At 70.4% G+C, this 12,830-nt stretch carries 13 protein-coding genes and 1 tRNA gene; 10 read left to right on the forward strand and 4 right to left on the reverse strand.

Annotation, left to right across the window (positions count from 1 at the left end; translation table 11 throughout):
* Positions 1–3: 3 nt before the first annotated feature.
* On the forward strand, positions 4–915 hold the full coding sequence (locus ACTIF1_RS21210; RefSeq protein ID WP_439598458.1) for an NAD(P)-dependent oxidoreductase: 912 nt from the start codon (positions 4–6) through the stop codon (positions 913–915).
* Here the strand turns inward: ACTIF1_RS21210 and ACTIF1_RS21215 are convergent.
* Positions 899–1,414: a pyridoxamine 5'-phosphate oxidase family protein gene (locus ACTIF1_RS21215; RefSeq protein ID WP_439598459.1), complete on the reverse strand. Its 516-nt coding sequence runs from the start codon at positions 1,412–1,414 to the stop codon at positions 899–901. The two genes, ACTIF1_RS21210 and ACTIF1_RS21215, sit on opposite strands and share 17 nt — an antisense overlap.
* Here ACTIF1_RS21215 and ACTIF1_RS21220 point away from each other — a divergent pair.
* Entirely contained in the window at positions 1,413–2,297 is an 885-nt protein-coding gene (locus tag ACTIF1_RS21220; RefSeq protein WP_439598460.1) for an enoyl-CoA hydratase/isomerase family protein, read from the forward strand. The two genes, ACTIF1_RS21215 and ACTIF1_RS21220, sit on opposite strands and share 2 nt — an antisense overlap.
* A 120-nt stretch (positions 2,298–2,417) precedes the next feature.
* On the opposite strand, the gene ACTIF1_RS21225 is transcribed toward ACTIF1_RS21220, so the two are convergent.
* The 3 genes from ACTIF1_RS21225 to ppa form a co-directional block, all read right to left on the reverse strand.
* On the reverse strand, positions 2,418–2,762 hold the full coding sequence (locus tag ACTIF1_RS21225; RefSeq protein ID WP_439598461.1) for an endonuclease domain-containing protein: 345 nt from the start codon (positions 2,760–2,762) through the stop codon (positions 2,418–2,420).
* 88 nt (positions 2,763–2,850) lie between these two features.
* Positions 2,851–4,983, reverse strand: a complete 2,133-nt coding sequence (locus ACTIF1_RS21230; RefSeq protein WP_439598462.1) for a sodium-translocating pyrophosphatase — start codon at positions 4,981–4,983, stop codon at positions 2,851–2,853.
* A gap of 199 nt (positions 4,984–5,182) precedes the next feature.
* Positions 5,183–5,728: an inorganic diphosphatase gene (gene ppa, locus ACTIF1_RS21235; RefSeq protein WP_439598463.1), complete on the reverse strand. Its 546-nt coding sequence runs from the start codon at positions 5,726–5,728 to the stop codon at positions 5,183–5,185.
* Positions 5,729–5,882: 154 nt separating this feature from the next.
* Between ppa and ACTIF1_RS21240 the strand changes: the two genes are divergently transcribed.
* The 8 genes from ACTIF1_RS21240 (at position 5,883) to ACTIF1_RS21275 (ending at position 12,729) form a co-directional block, all read left to right on the forward strand.
* On the forward strand, positions 5,883–7,076 hold the full coding sequence (locus ACTIF1_RS21240; RefSeq protein WP_439598464.1) for an E22 family MetX-like putative esterase: 1,194 nt from the start codon (positions 5,883–5,885) through the stop codon (positions 7,074–7,076).
* Positions 7,077–7,175: 99 nt separating this feature from the next.
* The gene (locus tag ACTIF1_RS21245; RefSeq protein ID WP_439598465.1) at positions 7,176–8,219 is read left to right on the forward strand and encodes an ABC transporter substrate-binding protein; all 1,044 of its coding nucleotides are present in this window, start codon (positions 7,176–7,178) and stop codon (positions 8,217–8,219) included.
* Between the two features lie 10 nt (positions 8,220–8,229).
* Positions 8,230–9,282 (forward strand): ABC transporter ATP-binding protein, encoded by a 1,053-nt coding sequence (locus tag ACTIF1_RS21250; RefSeq protein ID WP_439598466.1) that lies wholly within the window; start codon positions 8,230–8,232, stop codon positions 9,280–9,282.
* Positions 9,279–10,112, forward strand: a complete 834-nt coding sequence (locus ACTIF1_RS21255) for an ABC transporter permease (RefSeq protein ID WP_439598467.1) — start codon at positions 9,279–9,281, stop codon at positions 10,110–10,112. The genes ACTIF1_RS21250 and ACTIF1_RS21255 overlap by 4 nt, the downstream gene beginning before the upstream one ends.
* The gene (locus tag ACTIF1_RS21260; RefSeq protein WP_439598468.1) at positions 10,109–10,897 is read left to right on the forward strand and encodes an ABC transporter permease; all 789 of its coding nucleotides are present in this window, start codon (positions 10,109–10,111) and stop codon (positions 10,895–10,897) included. The genes ACTIF1_RS21255 and ACTIF1_RS21260 overlap by 4 nt, the downstream gene beginning before the upstream one ends.
* A 3-nt stretch (positions 10,898–10,900) precedes the next feature.
* Positions 10,901–11,569, forward strand: coding sequence for an RraA family protein (locus ACTIF1_RS21265; RefSeq protein WP_439598469.1), 669 nt, complete (start codon positions 10,901–10,903; stop codon positions 11,567–11,569).
* A gap of 33 nt (positions 11,570–11,602) precedes the next feature.
* A tRNA-Ile gene (locus tag ACTIF1_RS21270) sits at positions 11,603–11,675 on the forward strand.
* A gap of 349 nt (positions 11,676–12,024) precedes the next feature.
* On the forward strand, positions 12,025–12,729 hold the full coding sequence (locus ACTIF1_RS21275) for a calcium-binding protein (protein ID WP_439598470.1): 705 nt from the start codon (positions 12,025–12,027) through the stop codon (positions 12,727–12,729).
* Positions 12,730–12,830 lie beyond the last annotated feature (101 nt).

Raw genomic sequence — 12,830 nt, forward strand, 5'->3', positions numbered from 1 at the left:
AGCATGACCGAGACGATCCAGCCGCCCGCCCCGGCCGCCTTCATCGGACTGGGCGTGATGGGCGCCGCCATGGCCGCCAACCTGGCCAAGGCGGGCTTCACCCTGACGGTCACCAACCGCAGCCGCGGCAAGGCGGCGGCGCTGGAGGCCGGCGGGGCACGCTGGGCCGAAACCCCGGCGGAGGCCACGCGCGGTGCCGCCTTCGTCGCGCTGTGCCTGCCCGACACGCCGGATGTCGAGGCGGTGCTCTTCGGCCCGGACGGCGTGGCGCAGGGCGTGGCGCCGGGCACGGTGGTGGTGGATTTCTCGACCATTTCCGCCAGCGCGGCGGCCGGCTTCGCGGCAAGGCTGGCGGCGGAGACCGGCGCCATCCTGCTGGACAGCCCGGTCTCCGGCGGGCCGAAGGGGGCTCTGGACGGCACGCTGACCTGCATGGTGGGCGGCGACGAAGCCGCCTTCGCCCGCGCCGAGCCCTGCTTCCGGGCCATGGGCAGGACGCTGACGCATCTCGGCCCGGCCGGCGCCGGCCAGGTGTGCAAGTCGGCCAACCAGCTGATCGTGGCGACCACCATGCTGGCGGTCGCCGAAGCCTTGGCGCTCGGCGCCAAGGCCGGGCTGGATGGCGAAAAGATGCGCCAGGCGCTGCGCGGCGGCAGCGCGGCCAGCTTCGTCATGGAGAACCACGCCGCGCGCATGCTGGCGGGCAATTTCGCGCCCGGCTTCCGGGCGGAGCTAATGCGCAAGGATCTGCGCCTGTCCGCCACCGCCATGCGCGACCATGCGGTCTTCGCCCCCGCCACGGCGCTGACGGCGCAGATGCTGGAGGCGCTCTGCACCTCCGGCCGTGGCGGGCTGGACAGCGCCTCGGTGGGGGCGCTGGTGGCCGAGCTGTCCGGGGTTACGCCGGGCGCTTGAAGGACACCTTGTCGTTCTCGCCGGCCTTCGGCGGCTCACCCGTGATCCGCGCCTTCACATAGCCGAAGGCGTGCAGCAGGGTGGAGGAGGGGGCGTCCCAGTATTCGGCGCCTTCCACCACCACCTTCAGCAGCGCGGCGTTGGGGTCTTCAGGGCCGTTCGGGAACCAGGTGCGCAGCGGCTCCGACCACATCTCCTTCTGCTTCGCCACGTCGCGGATGATCTGCGCGGTGCCGGAGATGGAGACATAGTTCTGGTCCGAGGGCTCGGCATAGGCGAGGAGCACGCGCTCATCCTGGCGGATCTCCTCGGCCTTGGGCGAGCCGCCGCTGGTGAAGAACCACAGCGTGCCGTCGAATTCCCGCAGCTCCACCGCGCGCATGGGCCGGCCGCGCATATGGCCCTGGGCGTCGAGGGTGACGAGGGTCGCCACCTCGATGTCGCGGATCAGCTCCCACACCTTGTCGCGGGCTTCCTGGTCGGTGCGTGTCTGGTTCATGGCAAGTCTCCTGCTGGGTCGGGGGCAGAACGGCGCGGCGGGCCTGCGGTTGCGTGACGCCATCTGGCCGGCGGCGCCGCGCGGCGTTACGGTCGGCGCCATGTCGCACCCCCTCATCAAGCTCGAGCGCGATGGCGTCATCGCCATCCTCACCATCGACCGGCCGGCCAAGCGCAATGCGATGGACCTGCCCATGTGGATCGCCCTGGCGGAGGCGGTGGAGGCCTGCTCCGCCGATGACGACCTGCGCTGCGTCGTGTTGCGCGGCGCCGGGGAGGAAGCCTTCTGCGCCGGCGCCGATATCGCCGCCTTCGAGACGGAGCGCGGCACGCCGGAGCGGGAGGCGGTCTATGCCGCGGAGATCGGCCGCAGCTTCCAGTCCCTGCGCCGCTGCCGCCACCCGGTGGTCGCGGCCTGCCGCGGCTGGACCATGGGCGGCGGCGCGGGGCTGGCCACGCTGTCGGACTTCCGGGTCGGCGGCCCGGCGACGCGGATCGGCATTCCGGCGCGCAAGCTGAACATCTTCTATGCCTATGACGAGCTGGACCCGATCCTGCAGTCGGTGGGCTATGCGGTGGCCATGGAGATGCTGGTGGAAGGCCGCGTCTTCACCGGCCAGGAAGCCTATGAGAAGGGCCTGCTGTCCCGCCTAGTGCCGGATGAGGCGGTGCAGGCGGAGGCGCTGGCCATGGCGCATCGGATCGCCGAGGGCGCGCCGCTGGCCAACCGCTTCCACAAGCGCGCGCTGCAGGAGCTGCGCGGGGCCCTGCCGATCACTGAGGCCCAGTACGAGGCGAGCCGGAGCTTTCCGTACACCGAGGATTTCCGGGAGGCGACGCGGGCCTTTGTGGAGAAGCGAAAGCCGGTGTTCAGGGGGCGGTAGGGCGAGGCGTCAGAGGCCCCCACCCCGACCCTCCCCCGCAAGTGCGGGGGAGGGAGCAGCACTCTCCCTCCCCTGCGAAGCGGGGGAGGGTCAGGGTGGGGGCAAGGCGCAAGGCGCAACCTACCTTCCCAGCCTCTCCCCCAGCACCCGCGCAATATCCGCCAACACCCCGTCCAGGTTCTCCCGCACTTCATTGTTCCAGTAGCGCAGCACGCGCCACCCCGCCGCTGTCATCGTCGCATCCCGCGCCGTGTCGCGCGCCCCGCCGTGCTGCCCGCCATCCACCTCGACCACAAGCCTGGCCTCCAGGCAGGCGAAGTCCGCGACATGCGGAGGGATGGGGTGTTGGCGGCGGAAGGCGGCACCCAGCGCGTTCTGCCGCAGGGAGCGCCAGAGACGTCGTTCCTCGACCGTCGCGTCGCGGCGCAGGCGGCGGGCGATGTCGCGGAGTTTGGGGTCTCGCATGGTGTATGGGACCCCCCACCCCGACCAGCCCCCGGCGTTGCGGCAGTGCCGCAACCCCCCGCGAGCGCGGGGGAGGGAGAGGTCTGGCTCAGCTATGCGCCAGGATCGCCAGCAGCAGCAGCGCCACGATGTTGGTGATCTTGATCATCGGGTTCACCGCCGGGCCGGAGGTGTCCTTGTAGGGATCGCCCACCGTGTCGCCGGTCACCGCGGCCTTGTGCGCCTCGGATCCCTTGCCGCCAAAGTGGCCTTCCTCGATGTATTTCTTCGCATTGTCCCAGGCGCCGCCGCCGGTGGTCATGCTGACCGCGACGAAGAAGCCCGTGACGATGACGCCGAGCAGCATGGCGCCGAGCGCCGAGAAGGCCGCCGCCTTGCCGCCGATCATCAGGATCACGAAGAACACCACGATCGGCGACAGCACCGGCAGCAATGAAGGAATAATCATCTCCTTGATCGCCGCCTTGGTCAGCATGTCCACCGCCCGCCCGTAATCGGGCTTCTCGGCGCCGGTCATGATGCCCGGGTGTTCGCGGAACTGGCGGCGCACTTCCTCCACCACCGCGGTCGCTGCGCGCCCCACCGCCGTCATCGACATGCCGCCGAAGAGATAGGGCAGCAGCCCGCCGAAGAGCAGGCCGACGACGACATAGGGATCGGACAGGCTGAAGGTCATCACGCCGAGGCCGGCGAAATAGGGATACTCGGCCGGATTGGCGATGAAGTGGTTCAGGTCCTGGGTATAGGCCGCGAACAGCACCAGCGCGCCGAGGCCCGCCGAGCCGATGGCATAGCCCTTGGTCACCGCCTTGGTGGTATTGCCCACGGCGTCCAGCGCATCGGTGGCGACGCGGACCTCGCTCGGCAGGCCCGCCATTTCCGCGATGCCGCCGGCATTGTCCGTCACCGGCCCGAAGGCATCCAGCGCCACCACCATGCCGGCCAGCGCCAGCATCGTCGTGGTCGCGATGGCGATGCCATAGAGGCCCGCCAGGCCATAGGATGAAAGGACGCCGGCGATGATGATCAGCGCCGGCAGCGCCGTGCTTTCCATCGAAACCGCCAGGCCGCGGATCACGTTCGTGCCGTGCCCGGTCTGCGAGGCCTCCGCGATGGAGCGCACCGGCCGGAACTGCGTGCCCGTGTAGTATTCCGTCACCACCACGATGGCCGCGGTCACCACGAGGCCCACCGCGCCACACAGAAACAGCGCGAAGGCGCCAAAACTGTGCCCGCCCGCCGTCACCGTGCCGGTGCCGAAGGTGAGGTAGGAGAGCGGCAGCAGCACGGCGAGCGACAGCGCGCCCGTCACGATGAAGCCGCGATACATGGCGTGCATGATGTTGTTGCTGGCCGGCAGTTTGACGAAGTAGGTGCCGGCGATGGAGGTCACGACGCAGACGGCGCCGATGGCCAGCGGGAAGAGCATGCCCGCGACCCGCGCTTCCGCGGTGAAGGAGATGGCGGCCAGCACCATGGTCGCCACCATGGTCACCGCATAGGTCTCGAAGAGGTCCGCCGCCATGCCGGCGCAGTCGCCGACATTGTCGCCCACATTGTCCGCGATGGTGGCGGGGTTGCGGGGGTCATCCTCGGGGATGCCCGCTTCCACCTTGCCGACCATGTCGCCGCCCACATCGGCGCCCTTGGTGAAGATGCCGCCGCCCAGGCGTGCGAAGATGGAGATGAGGGAGGCGCCGAAGCCGAGCGCCACCAGCGCATCGATCACCAGCCGGCTATTGGGCGCGAGGCCGCCGATCGGCACCAGGATCAGGAAATAGGTGGCGACGCCCAGCAGCGCGAGGCCGGCCACCAGCATGCCGGTGATGGCGCCCGATTTGAAGGCCAGGTCCAGCCCGGCGGCGAGTGACTGCGTCGCGGCCTGGGCGGTGCGGACATTGGCGCGGACCGAGACGTTCATGCCGATGAAGCCGGCGGCCCCCGACAGCACCGCGCCGATCAGGAAGCCGATGGCCACCGCGAAGGCATGCCCACCGAAGCCGAAGGCGGCCAGGATGACGAAGAACAGCACCAGGCCGACCACGGCGATGGTGATGTATTGGCGCTTCAGATAGGCATTGGCGCCTTCCTGGATGGCCTTGGCGATTTCCTGCATCCGGTCGGTGCCGGCATCCCGCGCCAGCACCTCCTTCGCGGTGATCACGCCATAGGCGATGGACAGCGTGCCAAGGACGATGATCAGCAATAATGCGAGCGTCATCAAAGCGACGGACTCCCCCTTTTCTTGGTCCCCCCGGTCCGTTGGCGGGCCGGGGCCAGGTGCGGGGGGAGCCGCACCAGCACGCCGGCCCGCGCCGCGGGCCGGAGGAAGCTTGCCGGGCGGCGGATGCGCTGTCCACGCCGCCCGTCAAGCAGGACCAAGAAAAATGATCGGAAGCCGGCGCCGGGCCGGCCGGTCGTTACTCGGCCGGCTTCTTCGCCTCGGCGTCATAGGCGGCCTTGGAGGACATGATGATATCCGCCGCCTCGCTGGCCGAGCCCCAGCCGCGCACCTTCACCCACTTGTCGGATTCCAGGTCCTTGTAGGTGGCGAAGAAGTGCTCGATGGACCGGCGGGTGATCTCGGGCAGTTCCTCGGCGCTGGTGATGCCGGCGAACATCGGGTGCACCTTGTCATGCGGCACGCAGACCAGCTTCTCGTCGGACCCCGCCTCATCCTCCATGTGCAGCACGCCGATGGGGCGCGCGCGGATGACGCAGCCGGGCACCACGGGGGCGGGGGTCAGCACCAGCACATCGGCCGGGTCGCCGTCATCGGCCAGGGTCCCGGGGATGAAGCCATAGGCGGCCGGATAGGCCATGGGCGTGAACAGGAAGCGGTCCACCACCACCGCGCCGCTGTCCTTGTCCAGCTCGTACTTCACCTGGCTGCCCTGGGGGATTTCCACGACCACGTTGATGTCGTGCGGCGGGGCCTTGCCGGTCGGAATCTTGGCGAGGTTCATGTCGGGGAGGACCTTGGCTTGCGGTTTGCTGCCGCAGTCTAGCGCGCCGCGCGGCGGGAGGCGACCGGGGGGCGGCCAGGCCCCCGAAAGCACCTTGCGCGGAGCCGGGCGCAAGGCCCACCCTGCGGCGAATCCCAGGGGAGGATTGGCAAAAATGCGTCTTCGTTGGTTGCTGGCCGGGCTGATGGCCGCCGCGCTCTGGACCGCCTCGGCCGAGGCGCAGGCGCCCGCCTCCGCCACCCAGGTCGTGGAGAAGCGCAGCTTCGAGCTGGCCGGCCACACGCTCCGCAACGGCGCCACCCTGCCCACGCTGCGCATCGGCTACCAGACCGCCGGCACGCTGAATGCCGCCGGCGACAATGCCGTGCTGGTGGCACATTTCTTCTCCGGCAATAGCCACGCCTTCGGCCGCTATGCCGCGGACCAGCCGCCCGGCTATTGGGATGCCATCATCGGCCCGGGGCGGGCGATCGACACGGACCGCTATTTCATCGTCTCCTCCGACACGCTGGTGAACCTGAATGTGCGGGACGGCCGCACCGTCACCACCGGCCCCGTCTCCATGAACCCCGCCACCGGCCGTCACTGGGGCACGGATTTCCCGGTGGTCTCGATGCGGGACTTCATCGAGGTGCAGAAGAAGCTGCTGGACAGCCTCGGCGTGCGGCGCCTGGCGCTGGTCACCGGCCCCTCGATGGGGGCGCTGCAGGCCATCGAATGGGCCGCCGCCTATCCGGAGATGATCGACCGCGTCATGCCGGTGATCGGCGCCGGGGAGATCGACCCCTGGATGCTGAACTGGCTGGATATCTGGGAGGCGCCGATCCGCCTCGACCCGAACTGGCGCGGCGGCGACTACTACGCGCAGGGGCGGGAGCCGCCGCTGGCGGGGCTCGCCGCCGCGCTGAAGATCGTCACCGTCCATGCGCAGGACCGGCCGGCGCTCGCCCGCTTCGGCCGCGCCATCCCCGAAGGCCAGGATCCCGCCCGCCGGCTGGCCGACCGCTTCGAGGCCGAGCGCGCGATCGACGAGGCGGCGATGGCCCGCGCCCGCCTGTCGGACGCCAACCATTTCCTCTATCTGACCCGCGCCAACCAGCTGTTCCTCAACGAATATCCGAGCACGGAGGCGGCGCTGGCCCGCAGCCAGGCGCGCTGGCTGGTCGTGGCCTCCCCCACCGACCGGGTCTTCCTGATGGAGGCGAACCGCGAATTGCTGGCCACCCTGCAGCGGGTGGGGCGGCCGGCGGAGCTGGCGGAGGTGGCGGGACCGCTCGGCCACCTCAATGGCGTGGTGGGCATGGCGCCGCTGGCGGAGCGGATTCGCGCCTTCCTGGCCGCGAATTAGGCAAGTTCATGCTCCGCGTCGCCCGTTTTGGGTAAAGGGGTGCTTGGCAAGCTTGGCCGCGGCTTGGCATTGTAGAGGTTCAAGATCGGGAGCTCCCTCATGCGCCGCAGCCTGCTCGCCGCCATCGCCACACTTGGCCTCGCCGTCCCCGCCTTCGCGCAGGATGGCGGGCGGATCACGCTGCAGGCCTATGCCGGCATCTTCCGGGACAACTACACCCAGACGGTGGTGGCGCCCTTCACCGCCGCGCGCGGCACCGCCGTGCAGTATTTCGATGGCGGCACCTCCGCCCAGATGCTCGGCGCGCTGCGCGCCCAGCGGGCCGATCCGCAGATCGACGTGGTGATCATGGATGTCACCACCGCCGCCATCGCCTGTGCCGAGGGGCTGGTGGAGAAGATCGATGCCGCCACCCTGCCGGTGATCGCCGATGTGGACGAGCAGGGGCGGCAGGCGGGCGGCGAATGCGGCCCGGCCGTGACCTACGACCACCTGGTGATGATCTATGACAGCCGCGCGGTGACGCCGGCGCCGACCAGCCTGGCCGCCATGTGGGCCCCCGAGCATCGCGGCCGCGTCGCCCTCTCCGCGCCGCCCAATATCCAGGGCCTGGCGCTGACGGCCATCCTGGCCCATGCCAATGGCGGCAATTGGCGCAACCTGAATGCCGCCATGCCGAGATTGCGGGAGCTGGCACCAAGTGTGCAGACCTTCGACCCGAATCCGGATGGCTATACGCTGATCCTGAACGACCAGGTGCGCTTCGCCACCGGCTGGAACGCCCGCGCGCAGCTCTACAGCGACCAGTCCCAGGGCCGCATCGGCGTGACGCTGCCGCAGGAAGGCACGGTGTTCCAGATCAACACCATCAACCTGGTCGCGAATTCCAAGAACCGCGCCCAGGCGCTGGCCTTCATGGCGCATGCCCTGTCGCCCGAGGCACAGGCCGCCTTCACGGAACGCATGTTCTACGGCCCGACCAATACCCGAGCCCAGGTCTCCGCCGCTGCCCTCGGCCGCACCGCCCTGGCCCCCGAATCCCGCAGCCGGGTGATCCCGATGGACTGGTCCGAGATGGTGCGCCTGCGCGATGGATGGAACCAGCGCTGGCGCCGCGAAGTGATCGCCGCCGGCAGCCGCTGAGCCCGGCCTCGTGAGCCATCTTCGGCTGGAGCGCCTGGAACGGCGCTTCCCCGGCGCCGCGACTCCCGCGGTGGACGGAATCTCGCTCGACCTGCCGCAGGGGGCGCTGCTGGCGCTCCTCGGCCCCTCCGGCTGCGGCAAGACCACGACGCTGCGCATGATCGCGGGGCTGGAGGCACCGGATGGCGGGCGCATCCTGGTCGCGGGCCGGGACGTGACGCCGCTGCCGCCGCACCGGCGCAATATGGGCGTGGTCTTCCAGTCCTATGCGCTGTTCCCGCATCTGACGGCCGCCGCGAACGTGTCCTTCGGCCTGGAGATGCGCGGCGTGGCCCGCGCCGAGCGGGCGAAGCGCGTGGCGGATGCGCTGGCCCTTGTTGGGTTGGCGGACCTGGCCGGCCGCAAGCCGCGGCAGCTTTCCGGCGGGCAGCAGCAGCGCGTGGCGCTGGCCCGGGCGCTGGCGCCGCAGCCGGACCTGCTGCTGCTGGACGAGCCGCTCTCCGCCCTCGACGCCAAGCTGCGGGAGGAGGTGCGGGACGAGATCCGCGCCGTGCAGCAGCGCCTCGGCACCACCACCGTCTTCGTCACGCACGACCAGACGGAGGCCCTGGCCATGGCCGACCTGGTGGCCGTGATGAACCGCGGCCGGATCGAGCAGCTGGCCACGCCGGAGGAGATTTTCGCGCGCCCCGCCACCCGCTTCGTCGCCACCTTCGTTGGCCGCGCCACGATTCTTCCGGCCGAGGTGATCGGCGACGGGCTGCTGCGCGCCGGCGCCATGACGCTGCGCGCGGCGGAGACGCCGCCGCCCGGCCTGGCCGAGATCTTCATCCGCCCGCACCACCTGCGGCCGGTGGCACCGGATGTGCCGGCGGCCAATCTGCTGGAGGCGCGGGTGATCCGCCGCGTCTATACCGGCGATATCATCACCCTGGACTGCGAAAGCCCCGCCGGCCGCCTGCTGGTGGAGGTTTCGGGCGGCACGCCGGGCGCCGCGGCCCGGACGGGGGATGCGCTGCGGCTGGCCGTCGATCCTTCCGATCTGCGGGTCTTCCCGGCGTGATCGGCCTGCTGCTCTGCCTGCCGGCGGCGCTGATCCTGGGGCTCGGCTTCGTCTGGCCGGTGCTGCTGCTGGCCCGCATCAGCTTCAACCGCACCACCGATATGGGCGCGATGGAGACGGCCTGGAGCCTGGAGACCTACGAGAAGATCGTCACCGACGACTTCACCTGGGAACTGGCCTGGAACACCGTGACGCTCTCCGCCGGCTGCGCCGCGGCGGCGGTGGCGCTCGCTTTGCCGGTGACGCTGCTGATCCGCAGCGCCGATCCGCGTTGGCGCGGGCTGCTGGCGCTGATGGCGGTGGCGCCGCTGCTGGTCTCCTCCACCGCGCGCGTGGTCGGCTGGATGGCGATCCTGGGCGACCAGGGGATGATCAACGCGCTGCTGACCGGCCTCGGCATCACCAGCGACCCCGTGCGCCTGATCAACAATCTGACCGGCGTGCGGATCGGCTTGACGGAAAGCCTGATGCCCTATTGCTGCCTGGTGCTGATCGCCGGGCTGTCGCGACTGGATTCGCGACTGGAGGAAGCGGCGGCGACGCTCGGCGCGACCCGCAGCCGCACCTTTTTGCGGGTGACGCTGCCACTCGCCGCGCCCGCGCTGCTGGCGGCCTTCCTGCTGGCCTTCGTGCTCGGCGTCTCCGCCTTCGTCACGCCGCGGCTGATGGGCGGCGGCCGCGTCTTCGTCGTGGCGACCGAGATCTTCGACATGGCGCTGGAGACGGTGGACTGGCCGGCCGCGGCGGCGCTGGCGATGCTGCTGCTGGGCGCGCTGGTGCTGGCCATGATCCTGCGCGGCGTGACGGCGGGGCGGGAGGCGCCGCGATGAAGCCGGGCTGGTTCCTGCGTCTGGCCGCCCTCTGCGGCTATGCGCTGCTGCTGGCGCCGGCGATGCTGGTGCTCGTGATCTCCTTCTCGGCGGGGGATTTTCTCAACTTCCCGCCGCCGGGGTTTTCGCTGCGCTGGTATGCGGCGTTGATCGACAATGGGCAGTTGATGGCGGCGCTGCGCAATTCGGCGCTGCTGGCGCTGGGGGTTGCCGCCATTGCCTTGGCCGCAGGGCTGCCGGCGGCCTATGCGATCGCACGGCTGGAATTTCCGGGGCGCGGCCTGCTCGCCGGCTTCCTGGCGGCACCGCTGCTGCTGCCGACGCTGGTGCTGGGCCTCGCCCTGTTGCTGGCGCTGCAGCCGGTGCGGCTGGCGGCGACCTGGCCGGGGCTGATGCTGGCCCATGCCATGGTCGCCGTGCCCTTCGCCGTGCGCATCATGACCACCGCCTTCGGCGGCGTGCCGAAGGACCTCGAGGAAGCCGCCTGGACCCTCGGCGCCACCCGCTTCCGGGCCGCGCTGCGGGTGACCCTGCCACTGGCCGCCCCCGGCGCCATCGCGGCCGGGGCGCTGTGCTTCCTGGTGTCCTTCGACGAGACGGTGATCAGCCTGTTCCTCGTCGGCCCCCGCCTGTCCACCCTGCCGGTCGAGATGTTCCGCTATGCCGAGAACCGCACCGACCCGCTGGTCGCCGCCCTCGCCATGACGCTGATCGGCGTCGCCCTTGCCGTTGTCCTGCTGGTGGAACGCCTGGTCGGCTTCACCCGCGCCGTTGGAAGGAATTGAGGAATGCCCGCTCGCTACGTCGTCGAGCCGATGCCCGGACAGATCAGCGCCGAGGTGGTGGCGCTGCTGGAGCAGACCGAGACCGCGACCGTCGGCCATTGGCGCCACTGGGGTTTCGTGGACCGCAGGATCCAGGGGCTGCTGCGCCGGCGCGTGGCGGGCACGGCGGTGACGGTGCAATGCCCGGGGCCGGATTCCACCATCCTGCACCATGCCCTCGGCCTGCTGCGTCCGGGCGATATCCTGGTGGTCGATCGGCTGGGTGACGACCGCCACGCCTGCTGGGGCGGCGGCGTGACCGTGGCCGCCAAGGCGGCCGGCGCCAAGGCGGGCATCGTGGACGGCGCCTGCACGGATGTGGAGGAGGTTGAGGCCAGCGATTTCCCGCTGTGGTGCCGCGGCCTCGCGCCCATCACCACGCGCATCTACGACCTGGGCGGGCGGATGAACGTGCCGGTCTCGATCGGTGGCGTGGTGGTGATGCCGGGCGACGCCGTGCTGGCCGATGAATCCGGCGTGCTGATCCTGCCGCCCGGCGAGGCGGAGGAGGAAGCCCGCGCCGCCATCGCCCGGCAGGAACGGGGTCTCGCGACGCAGGGCCGGGTGGCCGGCGGCGTGAAGCTCGGCGATGTCAGCGGCGCGACGGCCAAGGTGCTCGCCGGGCTTGCATGAAGCCGCGGCGCTTGCCATGCAGGCGGGGGCTCTGGGCCTGTAGCTCAATGGTTAGAGCGGGCCGCTCATAACGGCTTGGTTGGGGGTTCGAGTCCCTCCGGGCCCATTTCCGCCGAATTGGCCGCAAAGCGGCCAATCGCGCGGCGCTGCCGCGCGAGGCGGAAATCCGCCGGAGGCATGAGGCACCGCGCGCAGCGCGGATCCATATTTCTGCTTGCCGCCCGCGTAGCGGCGCGGGGCACTGCCCCGCGAGCGGGGGTTGCGGCGCCGCTACAACCGCCGGAGGCATGAGCCACCGCGCGCAGCGCGGATGCGTACTGCTTTCACGCCCGCGGAGCGGCGCGCGGCAGCCATAGGCTGCGCCACTGGCCCCCATCGGATCGGTGCCATTCAAAAATGTTTTGCGTCCTGGCAAAAGCCTTCCCTCGCCGGACCGGCACGCGAAGGAGGCAGCCATGACGGAGAAACATATTATCACGGACCAGGATCTCTCCCGTGTGGTGGGCGGAACCGCCGGCCAGCAGATCCAGGGCACGTCCAATAATGACAGCCTGACCGGCGGGGCAGGCGCCGACCTGATCGAATCGTACAATGCGCGGGACCGCGTCGACGGCCAGGGCGGCGATGACGTGATCCTGACCGGCGACGGCAACGACGATGCGCGGGGCGGCGCGGGCCATGACGTGATCTATGGCGGCTCCGGCCAGGACCTGCTCTTCGGCAATGCGGGCAGCGACGAACTGAATGGCGAGCGGGACGACGACAAGCTGGTGGGCGGCACCGGGGCGGATGTCATCTCCGGCGGACATGGCTACGACCTTGTGCTGTGGCGGCCGGGCGACGGCGACGACCTGATCGATGGCGGCGCCGACGAGGACACGCTGTGCCTGGAGCTGACTCCGGCGGAGCTGGATCGCTTGTTCGGCCTGGCCTATCCGTCGGGCGGCGCCGACGCCACCATCCTGGGCGCCCTGCTGGACGCGTTGCGGCCCTATCCGGGCAGCGCCACGCCGACCGTGACGGGTGGCTATATCGACCTGCGCGGCTTTGCGGGGGAGATCGTGATCGGCAACGAGACGCTGCGCGTGATGAACATGGAGCGCCTGATGATCGGCCCGCCGCCGCCCTGGGATAACGCGATGCATGCCGAGACGAGCTGAGGGCCGGGCGGACGCGGCCCGGTGCCACGCCCTTTCCGCGCGCGGCGGTTGGCATGGGGGGGCGGGGCGCGGTAGAACCCGCCGCTTCATCCTCTGCGCTG

The sequence above is a fragment of the Falsiroseomonas sp. genome, from assembly GCF_051860665.1.
Lineage (GTDB): Bacteria > Pseudomonadota > Alphaproteobacteria > Acetobacterales > Acetobacteraceae > Falsiroseomonas.

Coding starts and splice junctions, on each gene's coding strand:
- ACTIF1_RS21210 (WP_439598458.1), top strand. CDS start 4: ATGACCGAGACGATCCAGCCGCCCGCCCCGGCCGCCTTCATCGGACTG.
- ACTIF1_RS21220 (WP_439598460.1), top strand. CDS start 1,413: ATGGCAAGTCTCCTGCTGGGTCGGGGGCAGAACGGCGCGGCGGGCCTG.
- ACTIF1_RS21215 (WP_439598459.1), bottom strand. CDS start 1,414: ATGAACCAGACACGCACCGACCAGGAAGCCCGCGACAAGGTGTGGGAG.
- ACTIF1_RS21225 (WP_439598461.1), bottom strand. CDS start 2,762: ATGCGAGACCCCAAACTCCGCGACATCGCCCGCCGCCTGCGCCGCGAC.
- ACTIF1_RS21230 (WP_439598462.1), bottom strand. CDS start 4,983: ATGACGCTCGCATTATTGCTGATCATCGTCCTTGGCACGCTGTCCATC.
- ppa (WP_439598463.1), bottom strand. CDS start 5,728: ATGAACCTCGCCAAGATTCCGACCGGCAAGGCCCCGCCGCACGACATC.
- ACTIF1_RS21240 (WP_439598464.1), top strand. CDS start 5,883: ATGCGTCTTCGTTGGTTGCTGGCCGGGCTGATGGCCGCCGCGCTCTGG.
- ACTIF1_RS21245 (WP_439598465.1), top strand. CDS start 7,176: ATGCGCCGCAGCCTGCTCGCCGCCATCGCCACACTTGGCCTCGCCGTC.
- ACTIF1_RS21260 (WP_439598468.1), top strand. CDS start 10,109: ATGAAGCCGGGCTGGTTCCTGCGTCTGGCCGCCCTCTGCGGCTATGCG.
- ACTIF1_RS21265 (WP_439598469.1), top strand. CDS start 10,901: ATGCCCGCTCGCTACGTCGTCGAGCCGATGCCCGGACAGATCAGCGCC.
- ACTIF1_RS21275 (WP_439598470.1), top strand. CDS start 12,025: ATGACGGAGAAACATATTATCACGGACCAGGATCTCTCCCGTGTGGTG.